20 protein-coding genes are annotated in these 23,270 nt (G+C 66.1%); 19 read left to right on the forward strand and 1 reads right to left on the reverse strand.

The window, feature by feature from the left end; translation table 11 throughout:
• The first annotated feature begins 16 nt into the window (after positions 1–16).
• The 5 genes from H7F35_RS20530 (at position 17) to H7F35_RS20550 (ending at position 5,936) form a co-directional block, all read left to right on the forward strand.
• Entirely contained in the window at positions 17–1,984 is a 1,968-nt protein-coding gene (locus H7F35_RS20530) for a DEAD/DEAH box helicase (protein ID WP_187108432.1), read from the forward strand.
• 212 nt (positions 1,985–2,196) lie between these two features.
• Complete coding sequence (locus tag H7F35_RS20535; protein ID WP_187108433.1) at positions 2,197–3,270, forward strand: NAD/NADP-dependent octopine/nopaline dehydrogenase family protein; 1,074 nt, start codon at positions 2,197–2,199, stop codon at positions 3,268–3,270.
• Entirely contained in the window at positions 3,260–4,264 is a 1,005-nt protein-coding gene (locus H7F35_RS20540; protein ID WP_187108434.1) for a 3-hydroxybutyryl-CoA dehydrogenase, read from the forward strand. Before H7F35_RS20535 ends, H7F35_RS20540 begins: the two co-directional genes overlap by 11 nt.
• Positions 4,261–5,061 carry an alpha/beta fold hydrolase gene (locus H7F35_RS20545; protein WP_187108435.1) on the forward strand — a complete coding sequence of 267 codons (801 nt, stop codon included), beginning with the start codon at positions 4,261–4,263 and terminating at the stop codon, positions 5,059–5,061. Before H7F35_RS20540 ends, H7F35_RS20545 begins: the two co-directional genes overlap by 4 nt.
• Positions 5,058–5,936 carry a zinc-binding alcohol dehydrogenase family protein gene (locus tag H7F35_RS20550; protein WP_187108436.1) on the forward strand — a complete coding sequence of 293 codons (879 nt, stop codon included), beginning with the start codon at positions 5,058–5,060 and terminating at the stop codon, positions 5,934–5,936. The genes H7F35_RS20545 and H7F35_RS20550 overlap by 4 nt, the downstream gene beginning before the upstream one ends.
• On the opposite strand, the gene H7F35_RS20555 is transcribed toward H7F35_RS20550, so the two are convergent.
• Positions 5,933–6,409 (reverse strand): MarR family winged helix-turn-helix transcriptional regulator, encoded by a 477-nt coding sequence (locus H7F35_RS20555; protein WP_187108437.1) that lies wholly within the window; start codon positions 6,407–6,409, stop codon positions 5,933–5,935. The two genes, H7F35_RS20550 and H7F35_RS20555, sit on opposite strands and share 4 nt — an antisense overlap.
• 143 nt (positions 6,410–6,552) lie before the next feature.
• Between H7F35_RS20555 and H7F35_RS20560 the strand changes: the two genes are divergently transcribed.
• The 14 genes from H7F35_RS20560 (at position 6,553) to H7F35_RS20625 (ending at position 23,257) form a co-directional block, all read left to right on the forward strand.
• Positions 6,553–8,745: an indolepyruvate ferredoxin oxidoreductase subunit alpha gene (locus H7F35_RS20560; protein WP_187108438.1), complete on the forward strand. Its 2,193-nt coding sequence runs from the start codon at positions 6,553–6,555 to the stop codon at positions 8,743–8,745.
• Between the two features lie 4 nt (positions 8,746–8,749).
• Entirely contained in the window at positions 8,750–10,258 is a 1,509-nt protein-coding gene (locus H7F35_RS20565) for an indolepyruvate oxidoreductase subunit beta family protein (RefSeq protein WP_187108439.1), read from the forward strand.
• 13 nt (positions 10,259–10,271) lie between these two features.
• Entirely contained in the window at positions 10,272–11,264 is a 993-nt protein-coding gene (locus tag H7F35_RS20570; protein ID WP_187108440.1) for a PDR/VanB family oxidoreductase, read from the forward strand.
• A 20-nt stretch (positions 11,265–11,284) separates the two neighbouring features.
• Entirely contained in the window at positions 11,285–12,598 is a 1,314-nt protein-coding gene (locus H7F35_RS20575; RefSeq protein ID WP_187108441.1) for an aromatic ring-hydroxylating oxygenase subunit alpha, read from the forward strand.
• Complete coding sequence (locus H7F35_RS20580; RefSeq protein ID WP_187108442.1) at positions 12,598–13,086, forward strand: aromatic-ring-hydroxylating dioxygenase subunit beta; 489 nt, start codon at positions 12,598–12,600, stop codon at positions 13,084–13,086. Before H7F35_RS20575 ends, H7F35_RS20580 begins: the two co-directional genes overlap by 1 nt.
• 7 nt (positions 13,087–13,093) lie before the next feature.
• Entirely contained in the window at positions 13,094–14,719 is a 1,626-nt protein-coding gene (locus H7F35_RS20585) for an AMP-binding protein (RefSeq protein ID WP_187108443.1), read from the forward strand.
• Positions 14,716–15,888, forward strand: a complete 1,173-nt coding sequence (locus H7F35_RS20590; RefSeq protein WP_187108444.1) for a thiolase family protein — start codon at positions 14,716–14,718, stop codon at positions 15,886–15,888. Before H7F35_RS20585 ends, H7F35_RS20590 begins: the two co-directional genes overlap by 4 nt.
• The gene (locus tag H7F35_RS20595; RefSeq protein WP_187108445.1) at positions 15,885–17,138 is read left to right on the forward strand and encodes an SDR family NAD(P)-dependent oxidoreductase; all 1,254 of its coding nucleotides are present in this window, start codon (positions 15,885–15,887) and stop codon (positions 17,136–17,138) included. The genes H7F35_RS20590 and H7F35_RS20595 overlap by 4 nt, the downstream gene beginning before the upstream one ends.
• A 15-nt stretch (positions 17,139–17,153) precedes the next feature.
• Complete coding sequence (locus H7F35_RS20600; protein WP_187108446.1) at positions 17,154–17,969, forward strand: cyclase family protein; 816 nt, start codon at positions 17,154–17,156, stop codon at positions 17,967–17,969.
• Positions 17,966–18,700 carry an SDR family NAD(P)-dependent oxidoreductase gene (locus H7F35_RS20605; protein ID WP_187108447.1) on the forward strand — a complete coding sequence of 245 codons (735 nt, stop codon included), beginning with the start codon at positions 17,966–17,968 and terminating at the stop codon, positions 18,698–18,700. The genes H7F35_RS20600 and H7F35_RS20605 overlap by 4 nt, the downstream gene beginning before the upstream one ends.
• A gap of 49 nt (positions 18,701–18,749) precedes the next feature.
• A complete protein-coding gene (locus H7F35_RS20610) occupies positions 18,750–19,916 on the forward strand; it encodes an ABC transporter substrate-binding protein (RefSeq protein ID WP_187108448.1) in 1,167 nt (388 codons plus the stop codon).
• Between the two features lie 373 nt (positions 19,917–20,289).
• Complete coding sequence (locus H7F35_RS20615) at positions 20,290–21,435, forward strand: ABC transporter substrate-binding protein (RefSeq protein WP_187108449.1); 1,146 nt, start codon at positions 20,290–20,292, stop codon at positions 21,433–21,435.
• 29 nt (positions 21,436–21,464) lie between these two features.
• Positions 21,465–22,790: an aromatic ring-hydroxylating dioxygenase subunit alpha gene (locus tag H7F35_RS20620; RefSeq protein WP_187108450.1), complete on the forward strand. Its 1,326-nt coding sequence runs from the start codon at positions 21,465–21,467 to the stop codon at positions 22,788–22,790.
• A complete protein-coding gene (locus H7F35_RS20625; protein WP_187108451.1) occupies positions 22,787–23,257 on the forward strand; it encodes an aromatic-ring-hydroxylating dioxygenase subunit beta in 471 nt (156 codons plus the stop codon). The genes H7F35_RS20620 and H7F35_RS20625 overlap by 4 nt, the downstream gene beginning before the upstream one ends.
• The last annotated feature ends 13 nt before the right edge of the window (positions 23,258–23,270 follow it).

The raw sequence follows: 23,270 nt of genomic DNA on the forward strand, positions 1-23,270 counted from the left end.
TGAGATTGATATCTACATGACCGACGCTTTTGAAGCGCAGGGCGAGTTCGCGCCTGTGCAATCCGCTACCAACAACGAATTCACCGCCGCTGTGGACACCATGTCCGAAGCGCCGATCCTCGAGGCGCTCGACGCAGCCGCCCCCGAGATCGCTGCGGTTGAAGAACCCAGCCTGCCCAACGGCTTCATTCGCCTGGGCCTCGCCCCCGAACTGATCGCCGCCGTGGCCGACCTGGGCTTCACCCAGCCGACCACCGTGCAAGACAAGGTGATCCCGCTCGCCATGGGCGGCGAAGCCGGCCAGGACGGCAAGGCCCGTTTTGTCGACCTGATGGTCTCCAGCCAGACTGGTTCGGGCAAGACCGCAGCCTTCCTGCTGCCCGTGCTGCACACGCTCCTGAAGCGCCAGGCCGAAGCCGAAGCCGAAGCCAAGGCTGAATTCCAGCGCCAGGCCGCTGAAGCTGCCGCTCGCGGCGAAGCCGTGCCGAAGAAGCCGAAGCGCAAGGACCCGACCAACGCCCGCCATTTCAAGGCCGCCACCCCCGGCGCCCTGATCCTGTGCCCGACGCGCGAACTCGCCCAGCAAGTTGCGCACGACGCCATCGAACTGGTTCGCCATTGCCGCGGCCTGCGCATTGCCAACGTGGTGGGCGGCATGCCTTACCAACTGCAGATCGCCAAGCTGCAGAACGCCGACCTTGTGGTTGCCACGCCCGGCCGTCTGCTCGACCTGCAGCGCTCGCAGCAACTCAAGCTCGACCAGGTCAAGTTCCTGGTGGTCGACGAAGCCGACCGCATGCTCGACCTCGGCTTCTCCGACGATCTGGCCGAAGTCAATCAGCTCACCATCGAGCGCCAGCAAACGATGATGTTCAGCGCGACCTTCGCGCCGCGCATCCAGCAGCTGGCCCAGCGCGTCATGCGCGAGCCGCAGCGCATCACCATCGACAGCCCGCAGGAAAAGCACGCCAACATCAAGCAGTCGCTGTACTGGGCTGACAACAGCCAGCACAAGCGCAAGTTGCTCGACCACTGGCTGCGCGACACCAGCATCAACCAGGCCATCGTGTTCGCCAGCACGCAAGTCGAGTGCGACGGCCTCGCCAACGACCTGCAGCAAGAAGGCTTCAGCGCCGTGGCGCTGCACGGCGCCCTGAGCCAGGGCCTGCGCAACCGCCGCCTGATGGCGCTGCGCCAAGGTCAAGTCCAGATCCTGGTGGCCACCGACGTTGCCGCCCGCGGCATCGACGTGCCGACCATCACCCACGTCTTCAACTTCGGCCTGCCGATGAAGGCCGAGGACTACACCCACCGCATCGGCCGCACCGGCCGTGCAGGCCGCGACGGCCTGGCCATCACCTTTGCCGAGTTCCGCGATCGCCGCAAGATCATGGACATCGAGCAATACAGCCGCCAGCAGTTCAAGGCTGAAGTCGTTGCCGGTCTCGAGCCGCAACAGCGCATGCCGCAATCGCGTCCCCCGATGGGCGAGTACCGTGGCGGCGGTCGCGACAGCCGTGACAACCATTCGCGCGACCGCAAGTTCGGTGGCGGCGGCGCACCTCGCGGTGGCAATGCCGGCGGCTTCGGCGGCGGCAACAGCGGCTACGCCGGTGCCAGCGGCTTCAACGACCGCGGCTCGCGCGGTCCGGCTGCTCCGGGCCCGCGTGGCTTCGGTGGCGGCGGCCAGGGCCACGGCCATGGCGGCGGTCACAACGCTGGTTTCGGCGGCGGCCGTGACGAAGGCGGCGGCGGTTACGGTCGCAAGCCGGGCTGGGGCGACAACGCTCCGCGCGGCGGCGGCAACGGCGGTGGCCGTGGTGAAGGCGGCGGTTTCGCACCTCGCGAAGGCTTCGCTCCCCGCGAAGGTTTTGCACCGCGTGAAGGCTTCGCACCGCGCGGCAATGGCGCAGGTCACGGCGGCCCGGGCAAGGTGTTCGTGCCCCGCGACGCACAAAAGCGTGCGTTCAAGCCCACGCGCTGATCCATCGCAGAGCGGCCAACCAGCCGCCTCGCCCCCAAAAAGCCCGCGCTTCGCAAGAAGCGCGGGCTTTTTCATTGCGGGTTTCCGAGGGGCCTATCGCGTTGAAATTTGATTGACATATAAATCGATGAAAAGTAATGTAATGGCGCATTGCTCCCCGGGTCCGCCCTGCGGCCGCCGGTTCATCGACATCTGCTTTTCAACTTTTGAACATGAAAATTGCGATTCTTGGAGGTGGTCATGGTGCCTACGCGGCCGCCGCCGACCTGTCCGAAGCCGGGCACGAGGTGCGCCTGTGGCGTCGCGATGCAGTGGCACTGGCGCCTGTCGTGCAAGCCGGCGCCATCACACTGAAAGACGCCGACGGCGCGCGCGAGGTGCAGCTTGCACTGGCTACCGCTGACATCGGTGCGGCGCTCAATGGCACCGAGCTGATCGTCATTCCCACGCCGGCCATCGCCCAGCATGACATCGCGCTCGCGATGGCGCCGCACCTTGTCGACGACCAGGTCGTCTTTCTGCCGCCGGGCACTTTTGGCAGCTATGTGATGGCAAGAACCGTGAAGCAGGCGGGCAACCGCGCCGATGTCGCCTGGGCCGAAACCGGTACCTTGCCCTATTTGGCGCGCAAGCACGGCGAGCGCGAGGTGAACGTCACGATCCGCGCCATCCGCCTGCCGACCGGGGTCTACCCCGCGCGCAAGGAGGCTGCAGCCATCGAAGTGATCCGCAAGGCCTATCCGGCCGTGCATGGCTGCGGCAACGCGCTTTCTGGTGCGCTGATGAACGCCGGCCCCGTCATTCATCCACCGCTGATGGTGATGAATGCCGCGCCGCTGCAGCACTTCGAGCGCTGGGACATCCACAACGAAGGCACGCAGCGCGCCGTGCGCGACGTGACCGACCGGCTCGACCAGGAGCGCATCGCGGTGCGCGAAGCCTTCGGGCAGGGCGCACCGCACTATCCGCTGGCCGACCACTACAACAACGACCGCTGGATGTACGGCGATGCGCACAAGCAGCTCGTCAAGTCGGGCGACTGGCGCGAGAACATCGACCTGCACACGCACCGCTACATCACGGAGGACACCGAGCTCGGGCTCGCCTTCCTCGCCTCGGCGGCGCGCCATGCGGGTGTCGATGCACCCATTGCGCACGGCCTGCTGGCCATCGTCGGCGGCTTTCTCGGGCGCGACCTGCGCCAAGGCCCGCGCACCTTCGAGAGCCTGGGCCTTGCCGACCTGAGCGCGGCGCAACTCAGGCAGAGGCTGCACGATGGCGAATGACGCCGCGCTGCCCCGCTTCGCGGCCGTCGGCGCGGGCCGCATGGGGCGCGGCATCGCGATCGCGTTCGCCTATGCCGGTCACCGCATCTCGCTGATCGACCTGCGCCAGCGCAGCGATGAAGCATGGCAGCGATTGCGTGACGAAGCCAAGGCCGAGATCGAAGCGAGCCTGACAGGCCTGTCGCAACTCGGCGTGCTCGATGCGCAGCTGATCCAGTCCATCGCCGCGCGTGTGGATTTCGTCAACGCTGCCGCTGCGCCGAAAGCGCTGGCCGCTGCCGAGTTGGTGTTCGAGGGCGTTCCCGAAACGATGGACGCCAAGCGCGAAGCCTTCGAGCAGATCAACCGCCATTGCCGCGACGACGCGATCCTGACCTCGACCACCAGCAGCATCCTCGTCACGCAACTCGCGGCGCTGGTGCGTTTGCCGGCGCGCTTCCTGAACATGCACTGGCTCAATCCGGCGTATGTGATTCCGGTGGTGGAGCTGAGCTGCCATCCGGGCACCGACGCCGCCGTGCTCGCGCGCACGAAGGCATTGATGGAAGAGATCGGCAAGCTGCCCGTGGTGTGCGGCGCATCGCCGGGCTACATCGTGCCGCGCCTGCAGGCGCTGGTCATGAACGAAGCGGCTCGCATGATCGAAGACGGCGCTGCCACAGCGGAAGAAATCGACAAGGCCACGCGCTACGGCCTGGGCCTTCGCTTCGCGGCGCTCGGCGTGGTCGAGTTCATCGACTTCGGCGGCTGCGACATCCTGCACCACGCGAGCCGCGAGATGTCGGCATCGCTCGATGCCGGCCGCTACACCGCGCCGGCCATCGTCGGTCGCATGGTCGAGGAAGGGCGGCTGGGCCTCAAGAGCGGCAGCGGCTTCTACGACTACGAAGGCCGCGACATCGCAGCCTATCGCCGCGACGTGCTCTCGCGCACCCTCGGCGAACTGCGGCATGCGGGCCTGTGGCGCGCACCCGCTCACGAGACGCTGTCATGACGATTCGCCGTGCCTTCGCCGACCTGTCGGTGGGGCAGGTCCACTACGCGGCGTGCGGCGATTCGAACGCGCCTGCGGTGCTGTTGCTGCATCAGTCGCCGCGCAGTTGGGCCGAGTACCGTGGCGTGCTGCCGCTGATCGGCGCACAACGTTACGCCATCGCCATGGACACCGCGGGCTTCGGCGACTCCGCCGATGGCGGCGTGCCGGCCAGCATCGCGCAGTGGGCGCGCGTGGCTTGCGAACTGCTCGATGCGTTGCACATCGAGCCTGCCGATGTCGTGGGGCATCACACCGGCGGCGTCGTGGCGCTCGAACTTGCGGCGGCGTTTCCCGAACGGGTGCGCAGCCTCGTGCTGTCGTCCACGCCGTACACCGACGAAGCCTTTCGCCGTGCACGTGCAGACAGGCCGCCCATCGACGAAGTGGCACCGAGTGAAGACGGCAGCCATCTCGCCGCGCTGTGGAAAAAGCGCCAGGGCTTCTATCCGCCGGGGCGTCCCGACCTGCTCGAAGCCTTCGTGCTCGATGCGCTGAAGGTCGGCCATCGTGTCGAGGAGGGGCATCGTGCCGTGGCGTCCTATCGCATGGAAGACCGCATCGGCCGCGTGACGCAAGCGGCGCTCATCATCCGCGCCACCGACGATCCATTCGCCGCGCCGCATGCGAGGGAGCTCCAGCACCATCTGCCTCAAGCGCGCATCGTCGACATCGAAGGCGGCATGGTGCCGTTGCCCGACCAGATGCCCGAGGCTTTCGCGCACACGGTGCTCGGTTTTCTCTCGACGCTGCCATGAAGGCCGTTCGCATCCATGGCTTCGACGCGGTGCCTGTGCTTGAAGAAGTCGCCGATCCGGTGCCGCATCCCGGCCGGACCATCGTGCGCATGCAGGCAGCGACGGTCGGCCACATTGATCGCACCGTGTGGCGAGGCAGCTTCCTGCGGCATCCACCGTTGCCCTACACACCGGGCGTGGAAGCTGCCGGCATCGTCATCGCAAGTGCGCGTTACGACATCGGGCAGCGCGTGTGGTTGCGTGGCAGTGGATTGGGTACGCTGTTCGACGGCACCTGGTGCGAGCAGATCGATGCACCCGACGGAGCGCTCGGTGTCTTGCCCGATGCGTTGCCGATGACATTGGGTGCGGCGTTCTTTTCGCCCAGCACATCGGCCTGGGTGGCGTTGCACGAAGTCGCGAAGCTGCAGGCGGGAGAGCAAGTCCTGGTGACCGGTGCAAGCGGTGCGGTGGGTTCGCTCGTCGTTCAACTCGCACGCGATGTTGGGTGTACCGTGACTGCAGTCGATCCGCATGCAGAACCTCCGGCACTTGCGAGCGCCGACTTGTTGATCGACACCGTCGGTGGGGGCGTGCTTTCAGCGGTCTTGCCCTGTGTTCGTCCGGGCGGACGCGCCGTGCTGATCGGCTACACCGCAGGCCCGACGCTGCAACTCGACATCGCTCACTTCCTGCAGCGCGACGTGGCACTGCTGCCGCTCAACATGTTCAGGCGAGAGGCCGAAGGCCGTGCCGCCGCGCCCGAGCTGCTCGCGCGATTGGCCGACGGCCGCCTGCACCTCGACGTGCAGAGCTTCGCGCTGGCCGATGCAGCCATTGCGCTCGACTGGATCGCGAAGCGCGGCCATCGCGGCCGCGCTGTGCTGGTGCCTTAGTCTTCTTCGGGCGCCTCGACCGGCACATGCACGTGCAGGTCGATCATCTGCCGCAGCGTTTGCTTCAACTCTTCGGCACGTCGCAATCCGAAGGGCTCCAGCACGCGCCGTTCGTGGTCGCGTGCCAGGTCCATCAGATGCTCGACAGCCTTCAGGCCCTTGCGCGTGATGCGCACCAGCGTGATGCGACGGTCACTTTCGTGGGGCAGGCGCTCGACCTGCCCGCGCGATTCCATGCGGTCCAACAGCCGTGTCACGGTCGGCTGCTTGGTCACCGTCACCTGCGCGAGCTGACCGATGCTGACAGCGTCGCTGCCCGCCAACGAAGCCATCACACGCCACTCCGACACAGAGAAGCCCTGCTGCCGCGCGACCTCGTGGAACTCCGAAGAGATCAACTGGCTGGCCTGCGCGAGCAGGGCAGGCAGGTAGTCATCGACAAAGCGATGCGACGCGACGGGTTGCTCAGCCATGAAGGCACCTCACAGTTGCAGCGGGCACGCTGTTTGCATGTCTAGGGTAATACATGATTGTGGATACATTCATTTGTCAACATTATAGAAAGCATGATGTGGCAGATGAGCGCATCGTCCCACGATAGAGAACAAGGACCCACATGGCTGAGCGTTCGTTCGTTGAAGAAGTCAAGAAACTGCGGCTTTCTGGTGGAGATGTCTTCCGCGGGGAGGGCATTCTGGCCGTGACCAAGGCCCTGCTCGAATCGGGTGTCTCCTATGTCGCCGGCTACCAGGGAGCGCCCATCTCGCATTTGATGGACGTGCTGGCCGATGCGCAGGACATCCTGGCCGAGCAGGGCATCCGCTTCGAGAACAGCGCGAGCGAAGCCACCGCCGCCGCCACGCTGGCCGCCTCCGTCAACTACCCGCTGCGCGGCGCCGTCACCTTCAAGGCCACCGTGGGCACCAACGTGGCTTCCGACGCGCTGGCCAATCTCGCATCGGGCGGCGTCACCGGCGGTGCGTTGATCATCGTGGGCGAAGACTACGGCGAGGGCTCGTCGATCATGCAGGAGCGCAGCCATGCGTTCGCCATGAAGTCGCAGATCTGGCTGCTCGATCCACGTCCCAATCTGCCGAGCATCGTCGATGCGGTCAAGCAGGGCTTCGATCTCTCCGAAGCCAGCAACACGCCCGTGATGCTCCAGTTGCGCATCCGTGCCTGCCATGTGCACGGCCACTTCATTGCCGGCGACAACAAGCGCGCCAAGTTCACGCTGAAGGATGCACTGGAAAACCCGCAGCGCGATGTCAGCCGCATCGTGCTGCCGCCCGCCAGCTTCACGCACGAGCAGGAAAAGGTGAAGGACCGCTGGCCCGCCGCCGTGCGCTTCATCGAAGAGCGCAAGCTCAACGAGTTCTTCTCCGAAGACGCCGACGACATCGGCATCATCGTGCAGGGCGGCAGCTACAACACCATGCTGCGCGCGCTTGAACGCCTGGGCCTTGCCGATGTCTATGGCAACACCCAGGTGCCGCTCTATGTGATGAACGTGGCCTACCCGGTCATCGAGAGCGAAGTGCTGCGCTTTTGCGAAGGCAAGCGCGCGGTGATGATCGTGGAAGAGGGCCAGCCCAACTTCGTCGAGCAGAACCTCGCGACCATCCTGCGCCAGGCTGGCTCGACCACTGTGCTGCACGGCAAGGACATGCTGCCGGTGGCCGGCGAATACACGTCGTCCGAATTGCTGAAAGGCGCGCGCACCTTCTGCGAGCGCTACGAACGACTCGCACCCTTGCCAGTGCCCACGCCAGTGCGCAAGGTGATCCCGCTCAAGGAGGTGGCCGCCATCGGCGTCGATGCCGCACCCGAGCCGGCGCTGCCGTCCACGTCGCTGGGCGAAGTCGTGCACGCACGTCCGCCGGGTTTTTGCACCGGCTGCCCAGAGCGCCCGATCTTCAGCGCGATGAAGCTGGTCGAGCGCGAGCTGGGTGCTCACCACGTGAGCGCCGACATCGGCTGCCACCTGTTCTCGATCCTGCCGCCCTTCAACATCGGTAACACGACCATGGGCTACGGCCTCGGTGGGGCAGGCGCGTCGGCGCTCAATGCGCCGGCTGGCAAGCGCGCCATCTCGATGATGGGTGACGGTGGCTTTTGGCACAACGGCCTGACCAGTGGCGTGGCGAATGCGGTCTTCAACAAGAGCGACAACCTCACCATCGTCGTCGACAACAACTACACCTCGGCCACGGGCGGGCAAGACATCCTTTCGTCGCACGCCGTGAACAAGACGCGCAGCACCGGCCATGCCATCGAGCGTGCCGTGCGCGGCGTGGGCGTCGAATGGGTCCGAACCCTGCGCCGCACCTACGACGTCGCTGGCATGCGGGATGCGCTCAAGGAAGCGCTCACCACGAAGACCAAGGGCCCCAAGGTCCTGATCGCGCAATCGGAGTGCATGCTCAACAAGCAGCGCCGCGAGAAGCCATTGGTGCGCAAAGCCATCGCTGACGGCAAGCGCATGGTGCGCGAGAAATTTGGTGTCGATTCCGACACCTGCACCGGCGATCACTCGTGCATCCGCCTGTCGGGCTGCCCGTCGTTGTCGATCAAGCCCAACCCCGATCCGCTGCGCACCGACCCGGTCGCGACCGTGCTTGATAGCTGCGTGGGCTGTGGCGTGTGCGGCGAGGTCTCGCATGCCGCGGTGCTGTGCCCCTCTTTCTACAAGGCGCAGATCGTGAGCAACCCCAGCCGCTGGGACATGCTGCGCGACCGCGTGCGCAGCAGCGTGATCGGCTGGCTGCAGCGCGGCGAAGCGCGCCGCCGCGACGCCTATGCCTTCTGAAGCGATGACGAATACCGCGCAACCCATCAAGATCGCGATCCTCGCCATGGGCGGGGAGGGCGGCGGCGTACTGGCCGACTGGATCGTCGACATGGGCGAGGCCAACGGCTACGTTGCCCAGACCACGTCGGTGCCGGGCGTAGCCCAGCGCACCGGCGCCACCATCTACTACGTCGAGCTGTATCCGATCGCGCAAGCCGAGGCGGACGGCGGACGGCCGGTGCTGGCGCTGATGCCGTTGCCGGGCGATGTCGATGTGGTGCTGGCGTCGGAACTCATGGAAGCGGGCCGTGCCGTGCAGCGCGGCCTCGTCACGAACGACCGCACCACGTTGATCGCGTCCACGCACCGCGTGTTCTCCATTGCGGAGAAGAGCGCACTGGGCGATGGCCGCGTCGACAGCGCCCAACTGCTCGTACACACGGCCAAGGCTGCCAAGCGCTTCATCCGTTTTGACATGGCGCAGGCTGCCGAAGCCTCGGGCAGCGTGATCAGCGCTGTGCTGTTCGGTGCACTGTCAGGCTCGGGCGTGCTGCCCTTCAGCCGTGCACAGTTCGAAGCGACCGTCGAACGCGGCGGCGTGGGCGTCAAGCCCAGCCTCAAGGCCTTCAGTGCTGCATTCGCACGGGCACAAGCCGGCGACGACGGCGAGACCGTGGAAGCCGCGCCACTCGCCGCGCCAACGCCGCAGCCGCGCCATCCCGCCGTGCGCGCCTTGGTCGAACGGGCGCAGCGCGACTTCCCGCCGGCGGTACAAGACTTTCTGCTCGAAGGCGTTCGCCGCCTCATCGACTACCAGGACACGGCCTACGCCAGCCTGTACCTCGACCGCATGGCTGCCATTGCAGCTTTGCCGAACGACGACGGCCATCGCCTGCTGCGCGAAACCGCACGCCACCTCGCACTCTGGATGTCCTACGAAGACACCGCCCGCGTTGCCGCCCTCAAGACCCGTGCGACACGCTTCGAGCGCGTGCGCGACGAAGCCCGTGTGCAGCCCGGACAGGTGCTCGCCATCAACGAATACATGCACCCGCGCCTGCAGGAAATCTGCGAGACGCTGCCGGGCGGCATCGGCCGCTGGCTGATGAACTCGACGTTGCCGAAGAAGATCGTCGGGCGTTTCACCCAGCACGGCCGTGTGATCCAGACCAGCTCGCTGCGCGGCTACCTCATGCTGCGCACCGTGGCCGCCATGAAGCGCTGGCGCCTGTCCACCATGCGCTACGCCGACGAGAACCGCCGCATCGAGGAATGGCTGCAGCGCATCGCCACTACCGCGCAGCGCAACCCGGAACTCGCCGTCGAGCTGGCGCAGTGCCAGCGCCTCGTGAAAGGCTACAGCGACACGCACGAACGCGGCCTGCGCAACTACGACACCGTGATGCGCGCCTTCGAGCGTGCCGGCACGGCGCTTGCGCCCGCCACGCTGCGCGAACTGCGCGACGCCGCGCTCGCGGACGAACACGGCCACAAGCTGCAAGCCGCGCTGGCGCAGCACGCCCTGGCCTGAAGAGACACAGAAGATGACCGCTCCCACCGCCACCCTTCAACTGCGCGTTGTCGAAGCGCGCGAACTCAACCCGTTGATCCGCCTGCTGCGCCTGCGTGCCGAAGACGACCGAGCCTTGCCCGGCTTTGCGGCCGGTGCCCACATCCGCGTGCAGGTGTCGCTGCCCGATGGCAAGACCGATTGGCGCCACTATTCGCTCATCAACTTCGCGACGGCGCGCAACGCCACCAACGCACCGCTCGAATACGTGATCGCAGTGCGCAAGGAGGCCGAAGGCCGTGGCGGCTCGCGCTTCATGCACGAGCGGTTGAAAGAGGGCGACACGCTCGCCATCGAAGCGCCGAAGAACGACTTCCCGCTGCACACCGGCCCAGGCGGATCGGTGCTGGTTGCAGGCGGCATCGGGATCACCCCGCTCGCGACGATGGCGGCGCGCCGCCGCGCCGAGGCCGCACCAGTGCGCATGCACTACGCCGGCCGCAGCCGCGACCTGATGGCCTTCCTGCCCGAGCTGCAGGCGCTGCTGGGCGACGACCTGCGCGTGCATGCCGACGCCGAGGCTGGGGCGCCACTGGACATCGACGCATTGCTGGATGGCGTTCCCGCCGGCGACCGCCTCTACGTCTGCGGCCCAAAGGTCATGCTCGACGCCGTGCTCGCCCGCACCCAGGCGCGCGGCTGGGAACACGACCGCGTGCACTTCGAGCTTTTCACCGAGCCGGTCGCCGAAGAAGGCGACCAGCCCTTCGAGGTGGAACTTGCCCAATCGGGCCAACGCTTCATCGTGCCGGCCGACCAGAGCATCCTCGACTGCCTGATCGACAACGGCTGCGACCCGATGTTCGACTGCAAGCGCGGCGAATGCGGCGTGTGTGCCGTGCCCGTGCTCGAAGGCGAGATCGACCACCGCGACTACGTGCTGACCGCCCGGGAGAAGGCGCAAGGCAACGTCATGCAGATCTGCATCTCGCGCGCCAAGGGCGAACGCCTGGTGCTCGACATCTGAAGCCAGGAGCCGCCAGACCCATGACCTCGTACCGAGACAACCCCGATGCCATCCGTGCACTGGTGCAGAACGACCGCGTGCATCGCGACCTGTACACCAGCCAGGAGCTGTTCGAGCTGGAGCAGGAGCACTTCTTCGCCAACACCTGGAACTACGCCGGCCACGAGAGCCAGATCCCCAAGCCCGGCGACTGGTTCAGCAACGAGATTGCCGGCCGCCCGCTGATCGTCGTGCGCCACACCGACGGCAGCGTGCGCGCGATGATGAACCGCTGCGCCCACAAGGGCTCGCGCCTCGTGAGCGGGCCCTGCGGCAATACCGGCAAGTTCTTCCGCTGCCCGTACCACGCCTGGACCTTCAAGACCGATGGTTCGCTGCTGGCCATTCCACTGAAGACCGGCTACGAGAACACGGCGCTGCACGAGTGCGAATCGGCCAAGGGCCTGACGACGCTCAAGCACGTGCGCAGCCACCGCGGCTTCATCTTCGTGAAGATCAACGATGCCGGGCCCGACTTCGACGAGTACTTCGGCGATTCGCTCAGCTCCATCGACAACATGGCCGACCGTTCGCCCGAAGGCGAGCTGGAAATCGCAGGCGGTTGCCTGCGCTTCATGCACCAGTGCAACTGGAAGATGTTCGTCGAAAACCTCAACGACACCATGCACCCGATGGTGGCGCACGAGTCGTCGGCCGGTACCGCCAAGCGCATGTGGGCCGACAAACCGGCCGACGAACCCAAGCCCATGGCGGTCGAACAGTTCGTGCCCTTCATGTCCGACTACAAGTTCTTCGAGGACATGGGCATCCGCACGTATGACCATGGTCACAGCTTCACGGGTGTGCACTTCAGCATCCACAGCAAGTACAAGGCGATCCCCGAATACGACGACGCCATGAAGGCGCGCTACGGTGAAGAGAAGACCGCGCAGATTCTGGGCATGGCACGCCACAACACCGTGTACTACCCGAACCTCACGATCAAGGGCGCGATCCAGGCGATCCGTGTGGTGAAGCCGATCTCGGCCGACAAGACGCTGGTCGAGAGCTGGACCTTTCGCCTGAAGGGCGCGCCGCCCGAACTGCTGCAGCGCACCACCATGTACAACCGGCTCATCAACTCGCCGTTCTCGGTGGTGGGGCATGACGACCTGCAGGCCTATCGCGGCATGCAGGCAGGTTTGCACGCGAGCGGCAACGAATGGGTGAGCCTGCACCGCGACTACGACCCTTCGGAGCTGAAGGGCGGCGAGATCACCACCGGCGGCACCAACGAGTTGCCGATGCGCAACCAGTACCGAAGCTGGGTTCAGCGCATGACGGAGACCATGTGATGGCCGGCATCGACATCACCCGCCAGGATCTGATCGACTTCGTCGTGAACGAGGCGCGCCTGCTCGACACGCGCCGCTATGAAGAATGGAACGCGCTCTTCACCGACGACGCCTTCTACTGGGTTCCGCTGGTGCCGGACCAGGAGGACGGCCTCAACCACACCTCGCATCTCTACGAAGACAAGCTGCTGCGCGATCTTCGCATCGAACGCCTCAAGAGTCCGCGTGCGTTCTCGCAGCAACCGCCGAGCCGCTGCCACCATCTGCTGCAAGTGCCGGTGGTCGAACAGTTCGACGTCGGGGCGAATCGCTTCTTGGTGCGCACCGAGTTCCACTACACCGAGTCGCAGGGCGACGAGCTTCAGTTCTACGTCGGCACTTTCTTCCATCACCTCGCGGTGCAGGACGGCGCGTTGCGCATGACGCTCAAGCGCGTCAACCTGCTCAACTGCGACGCGGCCCTGCCGGCCGTGCAACTCTTCATCTAAGGACGCGATGCCACACGCCACCGTCCATCAAGTCTTCGCGGCTACCGCGACGCGCACGCCGCGGGCGGAGTTCCTGTTCACCGAATCGGTGACTGCTGCCGCCTACGGCATTGCAGCGGGCGCCATTCGCTGGAGCGAGGCGGCAGCGGAGGTCGAACGCTTGCGCGTGGCCTACGCGCAAGCCGGCTACGGCCATGGCCATCGCGTCGGCCTGCTGCTGGAGAACCGGCCGGCCTTCCTCTTTCACTGGTTCGCGTTGAACGCTTTGGGCGTAAGCGTGGTCCCGATCAATGCCGAGATGCGCTCGGCCGAGCTGGTCTACCTGATCGGCCACAGTGAAATCGGCCTGGCCGTGACGCTGCCCGAGCGCGCCGCCGACCTGCGTGCAGCGGCGGCACAGGCTGGCGTTGCCTTCGAGACGATGGGGCCGGACGATGCGGTTCCCAGCGCGAAGACAGCCGCGCCGCATGCCGGCGAGCCCATTGGCGTCGATACCGAATGCGGCCTGCTCTACACCTCGGGCACCACCGGGCGGCCCAAGGGCTGCATCCTGAGCAACGCCTACTTCCTGCGCGCCGGCGAGTGGTACGCCGCGCTCGACGGCGTGTGCAGCATCCGCCCCGATGCGGAGCGCGTCATCACGCCGCTGCCGCTCAACCACATGAACGCGATGGCGTTCTCCACCATGGTGGTGCTGGTCGCGGGTGGATGCCTCGTGCAGCTCGACCGTTTTCATCCAAAGACCTGGCTGGCCAGTGCGAAGGAAAGCGGCGCCACCATCGTTCACTACCTGGGCGTGATGCCGGCCATGCTGCTGTCCGCACCCACATCGGCGGCCGACCGCGACCATGCAATCCGCTGGGGCTTCGGCGCCGGCGTGGACCGCAAGAACCACGCGCCCTTCGAGGGGCGTTTCGGCTTTCCGCTGGTCGAGGCCTGGGCAATGACCGAGACCGGTGCCGCCGCCTGCATCATGGCCAACCGCGAACCGCGCCTGGTGGGCACGAGCTGTTTCGGCCGACAGGAAGATTTCGTCGAGATTCGCCTCGTCGGTGAAGACGGCAACGACGTCGCCGTTGACGCGTCGGGCGAACTGCTGGTGCGCTCGGCCGGCAGCGACCCGAAGCGCTACTTCTTCTCCGGCTACCTGAAAGACGAAGAAGCCACGCGCGAAGCCTGGGCCGATGGTTGGTTCCATACCGGCGACCTCGTGCGCCGCGATGCGGAAGGCAACTTCTTCTTCGTCGACCGCAAGAAGAACGTGATCCGCCGCAGCGGCGAAAACATCTCTGCCGTCGAAGTCGAAAGCGTGCTCAACCAGCATCCGGCCGTGAAGACCTGCGCCGTGGCCGCCACGCCCGATGCGGTGCGCGGCGACGAGGTGCTGGCCTGCATCGTCATGCGCGAAGGCGCCGATGCCTCGCAACGCGCGCAGATCGCAGCCAGCATCGTCGAACACGCGCTGGCGCAGCTGGCCTATTACAAGGCGCCCGGCTACGTGGCCTTCGTCGACGCACTGCCGCTCACGCCCTCGCAGAAGATCCAGCGCGGCCAGTTGCGCGAGATGGCGCAGTCGCTGCCGGGCCAAGGCCACTGCATCGACACGCGCGCCATGAAAAAGAGGCAGCCATGACCAAGCGACGACTCTCCTATGAAGGCGTCGCGGTGGCGGTGCCCGTCACCGTGCCCTATGTGCGCTACTCCACGCGCAGCGCGCACTGGTTCATCGGGCAAGCCATCGAGGCGCTGGTCAAGACCAGCGGCGTGCCCAAGGAACAGATTGACGGCCTATGCCTCAGCAGCTTCTCGCTCGCGCCCGACACGGCCGTAGGCGTCACGCAGCACCTGGGCTTGTCGCCGCGCTGGCTCGACCATGTGCCGACCGGCGGTGCCTCGGGCGTGATGTGCCTGCGTCGCGCGGCGCGGGCGGTGCAGGCGGGCGATGCAGACATCGTGGCCTGCGTGGGGGCAGACACCAACCATGTCGACTCCTTCCGCCAGACGCTCGGCAGCTTCAGCAACTTCGCGCGTGACGCCAGCTACCCCTACGGCTCGGGCGGACCCAACTCGATCTTCGCGTTCATCACCGCGAACTACATGCGCACCTTCGGCGCGAAGCGTGAAGACTTCGGCCGCATCTGCGTGGACCAACGCACCAACGCGCTGGGCAACCCGAACGCGATGTTCAAGAAGGCGCTGACGCTGGACGAGTACATGGCCGCGCGGCCCATCTCCGACCCCATCCATCTGTTCGACTGCGTGATGCCCTGTGCCGGCGGCGATGCCTTCCTGGTGATGAACGAAGAGCGCGCGCGCGACCTGGGCCTGGCGCACGTGGTGATCCGCGGCGCCATCGAACGCCACAACGCCTATGCCGACGACCCGGTGATGGTGCAGGGCGGCTGGCGCAAAGACCGCGACGACCTCTACGCGCAGGCCGGCGTGCAACCCGCCGCGCTCGACTTCGTGCAGACCTACGACGACTACCCGGTCATTGTGATGATGCAGTTCGAGGACCTGGGCTTCTGCGAGAAGGGCGAGGGCTCGGCCTTCGTGCAGTCGCACACCATGACCTTCGATGGCAGTTTTCCGAACAACACCAGCGGCGGGCAGCTTTCTGCCGGGCAGGCCGGTGCGGCGGGCGGTTTCCTTGGCATGGTCGAGGCGATCCGCCAACTGACAGACCAAGCTGACCAACGCACCGTGCCCGATGCCCAACTGGGCCTCGTCGCCGGCTTCGGCATGGTGACCTACGACCGCTGCCTGTGCACAGGCGCGGTCATCCTGGGGAGACCCGCATGACCATGCCGATGATGCGCCCCCCGCGCAAGAACCCGGTGCTGCGCACCCGGCAGATGAACCTGCCGCCCGGCGCGCGTGGCCGCGTGGCGCTAGGCCTCACGGCGGCTGCTGCCGAAGGCCGCTTCGAACTGCAGACCTGCGAAGACTGCGGCACGGTGCAGTACCCGCCGCGCGAGGTCTGCCACAAGTGCCTGTCGGCTGCCCTGCGCTGGCGCCAGCAGAGCGGCGAGGGCGAGCTGCTCGGCGGCACCACGCTGCATCACAGCAACGATCTGTTCTTTCGCGAGCGGCTGCCCTGGCGGCTGGGCCTGGTGCACCTCGACGCAGGTCCCACGCTCATGGTCCACCTGCACGGCGAAGTCGGCGACGCGCCCACACGAGTGCGTGTCGGCGCCCGGCTCGACCGAGCGGGGCAGGCCGTTCTCATTGGTTTTCCGAATGAAGGGAGTGCCCATATGGCCGACGACAAGATGCTGCGTGAAATGACCAGCGACCCCAAGTTCCGCAAGGCGTTGGTGACCGACGGCAAGACCGAGACCGGCCAGGCCATCGTGCGTGCGCTGGTGAAGGCCGGCGCCGACATCGTGTGGGTCGGCCATGCCGAGCCGTGGAAGAAGATGGGCGACGGGCTGGACGACATCTCGGCGCTGCCGCAGGTGACGCTGGTGCCGCTCGACCTAACCAACGGCCGCCAGGTAACGGAGTTGGCAGGCTCCATCGGCGGCAAGGTCGACATCGTGATCAACAACGCCGAGGTGCATCGCACCTTCGGCATCGGCGCGCGGCGTGGCACGGACGTGGCCAAGGCCGAGATGGACATCAACTACTTCGGCCTGCTGCGTCTTGCGCAGGAGTTCGGCCCCGCGCTCAAGGGCCGTTCCGCCGATGGCGAGACGGGCGCGACGGCGTGGGTCAACCTGCTGTCGATTTACGCACTCAGCAACTTTCCGCCGCACGGCACCTTCAGCGCCTCGAAGGCTGCGGCGCATTCGCTCGCACAGTGCCTGCGCGCTGAAATGCGGCCGGCGGGTATTCGCGTGATCAATGTGTTCCCCGGCCCGATCGACGACGAATGGAACCAGCACACGCCACCGCCCAAGCTGGCGCCCACCGCGCTGGCCAACGCCATCGTGAAGGCACTGCGCGATGGTGTGGAAGACGTGTACCCCGGTGACGTGGCGCAGGAATGGCTGGAGCGCTGGCGCGACAACCCCAAGGTGCTCGAACGCGAACTCGCGGCGGGCGGCTGAGACAGGAGCCACACGATGACGACCAACACCACAGAACTGATGTCCGCAGCCGAGATCCTCGGCGGCCTGGTGACCGCGATGGCCAGCGGCCGCATCCGCGTGATCGACCTCACGCAGACGCTCACGCCCGAATTCCCGCAGATCGCGCTGCCACCCGAGATGGGCCAGTGCTGGCCCTTCCGCATCGAAGAAGTGTCGAAGTACGACGAGCGCGGCCCCGGTTGGTACTGGAATAATTTTTCCTGCGGCGAACACACCGGCACGCACTTCGATGCGCCGATCCACTGGATCTCGGGCCGCGACCTGCCGAACAACTCGGTCGACACGATTCCGGTGCAGCACTTCGTCGCACCCGCCTGCGTGATCGACTGCTCGGCCGATGTGCAGACGAATGACGACTACCTGCTGAGCGTGGCCGACATCGAGCGCTACGAAGCCGCGCATGGCCGCATCCCGAAGGGTGCGTGGGTGCTGATGCGCACCGACTGGTCCAAGCGCAGTGACCCCGAGGCTTATCAGAACTTCGACGAGACGGGTCAACACACGCCCGGCCCGAGCACCGAAGCCGTGCGCTTCCTGGTCGAGCAGCGCGACGTGCTGGGCTTCGGCTCGGAGGCCATCGGCACCGATGCAGGGCAGGGCTACCACTTGCGCCCGCCCTATCCGTGCCACTACTACATGCACGGCGCCGGGCGCTACGGCCTGCAGTGCCTGAGCAACCTCGACCTGCTGCCGCCGTCGGGCGCGGTGCTGATCTGCCCGCCGCTCAAGATCGAAAAGGGCAGCGGCAGCCCGCTGCGGGTGCTGGCGTTGGTAGGGGCTTCGGCATGAGCAACGTTGCACCGAAAGTCGCGGCCGTCACCGGCGGCAGCGCAGGTATCGGCAAGGCCATCTGCGAAGACCTGCTCGCACAGGGCTACGAAGTCGTGTCGCTGGCACGCCGCAAGGTGGAGATCGACCATCCGAAGCTGCACAGCATCGAAGTCGACCTGAGCGACCGCGCCGCCACGGGCGAGGCGGTTCGCGAACTGGTCGAACGTTTCGCGCCGACCACCGTGATCCACAACGCCGGCGTCATCCGTGCCGCCTTGCTGCCCGATGTGAAGCTCGACGACCTCGATGCGCTGGTCGATCTGCACCTGGGCTGTGCGATCCAGCTCGTACAGGGCGCCTTGCCGGCGATGCGCGCTCAGCACTTCGGCCGCGTGGTGCTGCTGTCTTCGCGCGCCGCGCTGGGCCTGGCCACGCGCACCAGCTATTCGGCCACCAAGGCCGGCATGCTGGGCATGGCCCGCACCTGGGCGCTCGAACTCGCGGGCGACGGCATCACGGTGAACGTGGTCGCACCCGGCCCCATTCGCACCGACATGTTCTACGACGTGGTCGAAGCCGGCAGCGAGAAGGAACGCTCGCTCGCGGCCTCGGTGCCTGTCAAGCGGCTTGGCGAGTCGGCCGATGTGGCACGCGCCGTGCGTTTCTTTGCCGCGCCCGAAAACAGCTTCGTCACCGGCCAGGTGCTGTACGTGTGCGGCGGCACCAGCGTCGGCAGTCTGGCCCTCTGAACTTATTTCCGTTTTCCCCACGTTCATCCCTCACCTCTGGAGCATCGCCATGAAAGTCCTGACCCGATTCCGAGCCCTCGCGGGCCTTGCCGCGGCCGTGAGTGCCTTGAGCGCCGCGGGCGCGTGGGCGGCTGATCTCAAGGTCGGTTTCATCACCTCGATGTCGGGGCCGGTGTCGTCGCTGGGCATTCCCTACGACAAGGGCATGAAGGCTGCGTTGGCCTACATGTCGGAAGTTGGCGGTCGCAAGGTCCAGGTGATCCAGCTCGACGATGCCTCCGACCCGTCGACTGCCGCGCGCAACGCACGCAAGCTGATCGAGGAAGACAAGGTCGACGTCATCATCGGCACGGCCGGCGCACCGGGTTCGCTGGCGATTGCCGGCGTGGCGCGCGAGACCAAGACGCCGTTGATCTCGATTGCCAATGCCGACCTGGCGGGCGAGGAGGGCGCATGGATGGTGACGCTGCCTCAACCCGCGCCTTTGATGATGGGCGCGATGGTCGAGAAGATGAAGCAGGCCGGCGTGAAGACCGTCGCCTACATCGGCTATTCCGACGCCTGGGGCGACCTCGTGTACGACGCGCTGATGAAGTCCGCGCCCACGGCGGGCATCAAGGTGGTGTCGAACGAGCGCTATGCGCGCAGCGATTCGTCGGTGGCCGGGCAGGTGTTGAAGATCGTGGCGCTGCGTCCCGACGCGGTGATCACCGGGGCTTCGGGCACACCGGGCGCGCTGCCTTACCTGGCGCTGGCCGAGCGTGGCTACAAGGGAAAGATCTACGGCATGCATTCGCTGATCAACCCGGACTTCATCCGTGTCGGCGGTGCGTCGGTCGAAGGCCTGCTGGCGCCCACGGGTCCGGTGGTCGTGGCCGAGCAGTTGCCTGACAGCAACCCGATGAAGAAGATCGCGATGGACTTCCGCGCCGCCTACCAGAAAGCCAATGGCGCGCCGCCCACCGACACCTTCTCGGCTTATACCTTCGATGCGTGGTTGATCTACCTCGATGCGGCTCAGCGTGCGCTGGCCACCAAGAGCGAGCCGGGAACGCCGCAGTTCCGCCTCGCCTTGCGCGATGCCATCACGAGCACCAAGGAGCTGGTGGGCACGCACAGCGTCTACAACTTCAAGCCGACCGATCGTTACGGCTCGGATGACCGCTCGCGTGTCGTCGTGAGGCTCGAAAAGGGTCAGTGGAAGCTGGTTCCTTGAAATGAAGCCTTGTTCTTCTGTTCGTCGTGTTGTGCGTTCTGAACGTTGCTGTTCGGGGCGTCGCTCACGCCGACACGGTGCTCTTTTTCGCGAATGTCCCCCGCTTCGCTCCTCCTTTATTTCGCGAAAAAGAGCCCCGTATCGACGCGAGCGTTGGACAGAGCGGTGGTTGATCAGCGGTACACCAGCAGCGTGTCCCTGTGCGAATGACGCCAGGTGCTCCCCGCAGCGAAATAAAGGAGGAGCGAAGCGGGGGACATTCGCGGAGGGGAGCACCTGGTGTCATTCGCACTCGCCCCGAATGAACCCGCCTTGAACAGCAGCGCCAAGAACACAAGCACCCCGCAACGCAACTCAAAGTAGAGCAACCACGATGAAACAGAATTTGGCTCGAATCCTAGGCATCACGGCCGTGACGCTGGTGGCCGCTCAGGCCATGGCGGCCGACTTGAAGATCGGCTTCATCAGTTCGCTGTCGGGTCCGGTTGCGGCGCTCGGCATTCCGTACGAAAAGGGCATTCGCGCCGCCATTGCGGAGCACCCCGAAATCGCCGGCCGCAAGGTGCAGTTGATCGTGCTCGACGACGCCTCCGACCCCACCACCGCCGGACGCAATGCGCGCAAGCTGGTGACCGAAGACAAGGTTGACGTGCTCATCGGCACCTCCGGTGTGCCGGGTGCAATGGCCATCGCCGCGGTGGCCAAGGAACTCAACACGCCGCTGATCTCGCCCACCCCGGTCACCATCGCCGGCCCTGAGGGCGCATGGACAGTCACCGTGTCGCAGCCCTTCCCGCTCATGGTCGCGGGCGTGGTCGAGCGCATGAAGAAGTCGGGCGTGAAGACGGTGGCTTTCATCGGCTTCTCCGATGCATTGGGGGACCTCGCCTACGACTCGCTCGTGAAGAGCGCTGATGCAGCCGGCATCAAGGTGGTGGCGAACGAGCGTTATGCGCGCAGCGATTCGTCGGTGGCGGGGCAGGTGCTGAAGATCATTGCAGGGCGGCCCGATGCGGTGTTCGCCGGCAACTCGGGCACGCCAGGCGCATTGCCTTACCTCGCGCTTGCGGAGCGTGGCTACAAGGGCAAGATCTACGGCACGCACGGCCTCATCAACGCCGACTTCGTGCGCGTGGGCGGTGCTTCCATCGAAGGGCTGCAGGTGCCCAGCGGTCCGGTGCTGGTGGCCGATCAGCTGCCAGACAGCAACCCCATCAAGAAGGTGTCGATGGGCTTTCGCGCGGCCTACCAGAAGGTCAATGGCTCGGTGCCGACCGATGCCTTCTCGTCGTACACCTACGACGCCTACCTGCTGCTGGCCGATGCGGCATCGCGCACCAAGGGCGAGCCGGGCACGCCGCAGTACCGCACGGCGCTGCGCGATGCCATCGTGAGCACGAAGGAGCTGGTGGGCACGCACGGCATCTACACCTTCAAGCCCGACGATCGCTATGGCTCGGACCAGCGCGGCGTGGTCATCGTGCAGATGACCAAGGGCCAGTGGAAACTGGTTCCCTGAGCGCCGCCTGAGTCACCGAGTCCACCGCCATGACCACCTACCGCAATCGCCCCGATCTCGTCGCGGCGCTGGTGCAGGACGACCGGGTTCACCGCGACCTGTACCTGAGCGAGGAGCTTTTCGCGCTCGAACAGGCGCACCTGTTCGCGAACACCTGGGTCTTTCTCGGTCACGCAAGCCAAGTGCCGGCGTCGGGTGACTTCATAACGCAGGACATTGCCGGGCGGCCATTGCTGATGGTGCGCCAGCCAGACGGCGCGGTGCACGTGCTCTACAACCGCTGCGCCCACAAGGGCACGCAACTGTTGACGGACGAGAGCGGCAACACCGGCCGGTTTTTCCGCTGCCCGTACCACGCCTGGACCTACAAGCTCGACGGTGCACCGCTCGCGATTCCGCTGAAGAACGGCTATGAGGGCACGCAGCTCAAGGCCTGCGAATCAGGGCAGGGTCTGGCATCGGTGAAGCACGTGAAGGTGTATCGCGACTTCGTGTTCGTGCGCCTCTCCGAGCAGGGGCCTTCGTTCGAAGACTACTGCGGCGAAGTGCTCGGCGCCATCGACAACATGGTCGACCGCTCGCCGGAAGGACAGCTCACGGTGGGCGGCGGTGTGCTGCGCAACATCGTCCATTGCAACTGGAAGATGTACCTGGAGAACATCAACGACACGGTGCACCCGATGTCGACGCACGAGTCGGCCACGCAGGCTGCTGAGGCGCTGTGGCAGGGCCATGCGCCTACGGACCCCAAGCCGATGGCCATGGAGCAGATCCTGCCCTTCGGCTCGGGCTACGAGTTCTTCGACAACATGGGCGGGCGGGTGTTCGCCAACGGCCACAGCGTGCTGGGCGTGAACTTCAGCATCCACTCCAACTACGCGCAGTTGCCAGAATACGAGGCAGCGATGCGCGCGGCGCACGGCGAGACGCGGGCCACCGAGATCCTGCAGCGTTCGCCGCAGAACTCGGTCTTCTATCCGAGCCTGTCGGTCAAGGGTTCGCCGCAGGCCATACGCGTGATCCGGCCGCTGGCGGCCAACCGCACGCTCATCGAGGCATGGAGCTTTCGCGCGGCCGGTGCGCCAGCGCTGCTTTTCGAGCGCGCCATGAGCTACAACCGGCTCGTGTTTTCGCCGATGTCGGTGGTCGCGCACGACGATGTGCACCTGTTCGAGAGCATCCAGCAGGGGCTGCGTGCCGGCGGCAACGAGTGGGTGAGCCTGCATCGCAACTTCGACGCGGCCGAGCTGACGCAATCCACCATCACCACCAACGGCACGAACGAGCTGTTGATGCGCAACCAGTTTCGCGCCTGGGCGAAGTCGATGGTGGCGGGCATGGAGGTCGCGCCATGAACGACCCGCGCGATTTCGTTGCCCACGAGGCCGCATTGCTCGACGAGCGGCGCTTCGACGACTGGCTGGCCCTGTTCGCCGAAGACGGCCACTACTGGGTGCCGCTGCTCGGTGCGGCGCAGGTCGATCCGTTCTCGCACAACTCGCTGGCGTACGAAGACCGCCTGCTGCTGCAGCTGCGTGTGGATCGCCTGAAGAATCCGCGCGCGCATTCGCAGCACCCGGCCAGCCACAGCCAGCACGTGCTGCAGCCTTCGCGCATCGCGCAGGAAGGCGCCGCGAGCGGCGAGGTGTTGCTGCACACCCCCTTCATCTACATCGAGGCGCGCGGCGACAACCAGACCCAGTTGAGCGGCACCGCCCGTCACCGTCTGGTGCGCACGCCGACCGGCTGGTCGATCCGCCAGAAGCGCATCGACCTGCTCAACGCCGCGCGCGCCTTGCCGGCCATCCAGTTGTTCATCTGAGTTTTCCGTTACT

This window comes from Variovorax sp. PAMC26660, assembly GCF_014302995.1.
Lineage (GTDB): Bacteria > Pseudomonadota > Gammaproteobacteria > Burkholderiales > Burkholderiaceae_C > Variovorax.

Coding starts and splice junctions, on each gene's coding strand:
- H7F35_RS20560 (WP_187108438.1), top strand. CDS start 6,553: ATGGCTGAGCGTTCGTTCGTTGAAGAAGTCAAGAAACTGCGGCTTTCT.
- H7F35_RS20580 (WP_187108442.1), top strand. CDS start 12,598: ATGGCCGGCATCGACATCACCCGCCAGGATCTGATCGACTTCGTCGTG.
- H7F35_RS20555 (WP_187108437.1), bottom strand. CDS start 6,409: ATGGCTGAGCAACCCGTCGCGTCGCATCGCTTTGTCGATGACTACCTG.
- H7F35_RS20565 (WP_187108439.1), top strand. CDS start 8,750: ATGACGAATACCGCGCAACCCATCAAGATCGCGATCCTCGCCATGGGC.
- H7F35_RS20535 (WP_187108433.1), top strand. CDS start 2,197: ATGAAAATTGCGATTCTTGGAGGTGGTCATGGTGCCTACGCGGCCGCC.
- H7F35_RS20610 (WP_187108448.1), top strand. CDS start 18,750: ATGAAAGTCCTGACCCGATTCCGAGCCCTCGCGGGCCTTGCCGCGGCC.
- H7F35_RS20540 (WP_187108434.1), top strand. CDS start 3,260: ATGGCGAATGACGCCGCGCTGCCCCGCTTCGCGGCCGTCGGCGCGGGC.
- H7F35_RS20605 (WP_187108447.1), top strand. CDS start 17,966: ATGAGCAACGTTGCACCGAAAGTCGCGGCCGTCACCGGCGGCAGCGCA.
- H7F35_RS20625 (WP_187108451.1), top strand. CDS start 22,787: ATGAACGACCCGCGCGATTTCGTTGCCCACGAGGCCGCATTGCTCGAC.
- H7F35_RS20620 (WP_187108450.1), top strand. CDS start 21,465: ATGACCACCTACCGCAATCGCCCCGATCTCGTCGCGGCGCTGGTGCAG.
- H7F35_RS20570 (WP_187108440.1), top strand. CDS start 10,272: ATGACCGCTCCCACCGCCACCCTTCAACTGCGCGTTGTCGAAGCGCGC.
- H7F35_RS20575 (WP_187108441.1), top strand. CDS start 11,285: ATGACCTCGTACCGAGACAACCCCGATGCCATCCGTGCACTGGTGCAG.
- H7F35_RS20615 (WP_187108449.1), top strand. CDS start 20,290: ATGAAACAGAATTTGGCTCGAATCCTAGGCATCACGGCCGTGACGCTG.
- H7F35_RS20590 (WP_187108444.1), top strand. CDS start 14,716: ATGACCAAGCGACGACTCTCCTATGAAGGCGTCGCGGTGGCGGTGCCC.
- H7F35_RS20595 (WP_187108445.1), top strand. CDS start 15,885: ATGACCATGCCGATGATGCGCCCCCCGCGCAAGAACCCGGTGCTGCGC.
- H7F35_RS20550 (WP_187108436.1), top strand. CDS start 5,058: ATGAAGGCCGTTCGCATCCATGGCTTCGACGCGGTGCCTGTGCTTGAA.
- H7F35_RS20600 (WP_187108446.1), top strand. CDS start 17,154: ATGACGACCAACACCACAGAACTGATGTCCGCAGCCGAGATCCTCGGC.
- H7F35_RS20530 (WP_187108432.1), top strand. CDS start 17: ATGACCGACGCTTTTGAAGCGCAGGGCGAGTTCGCGCCTGTGCAATCC.
- H7F35_RS20585 (WP_187108443.1), top strand. CDS start 13,094: ATGCCACACGCCACCGTCCATCAAGTCTTCGCGGCTACCGCGACGCGC.
- H7F35_RS20545 (WP_187108435.1), top strand. CDS start 4,261: ATGACGATTCGCCGTGCCTTCGCCGACCTGTCGGTGGGGCAGGTCCAC.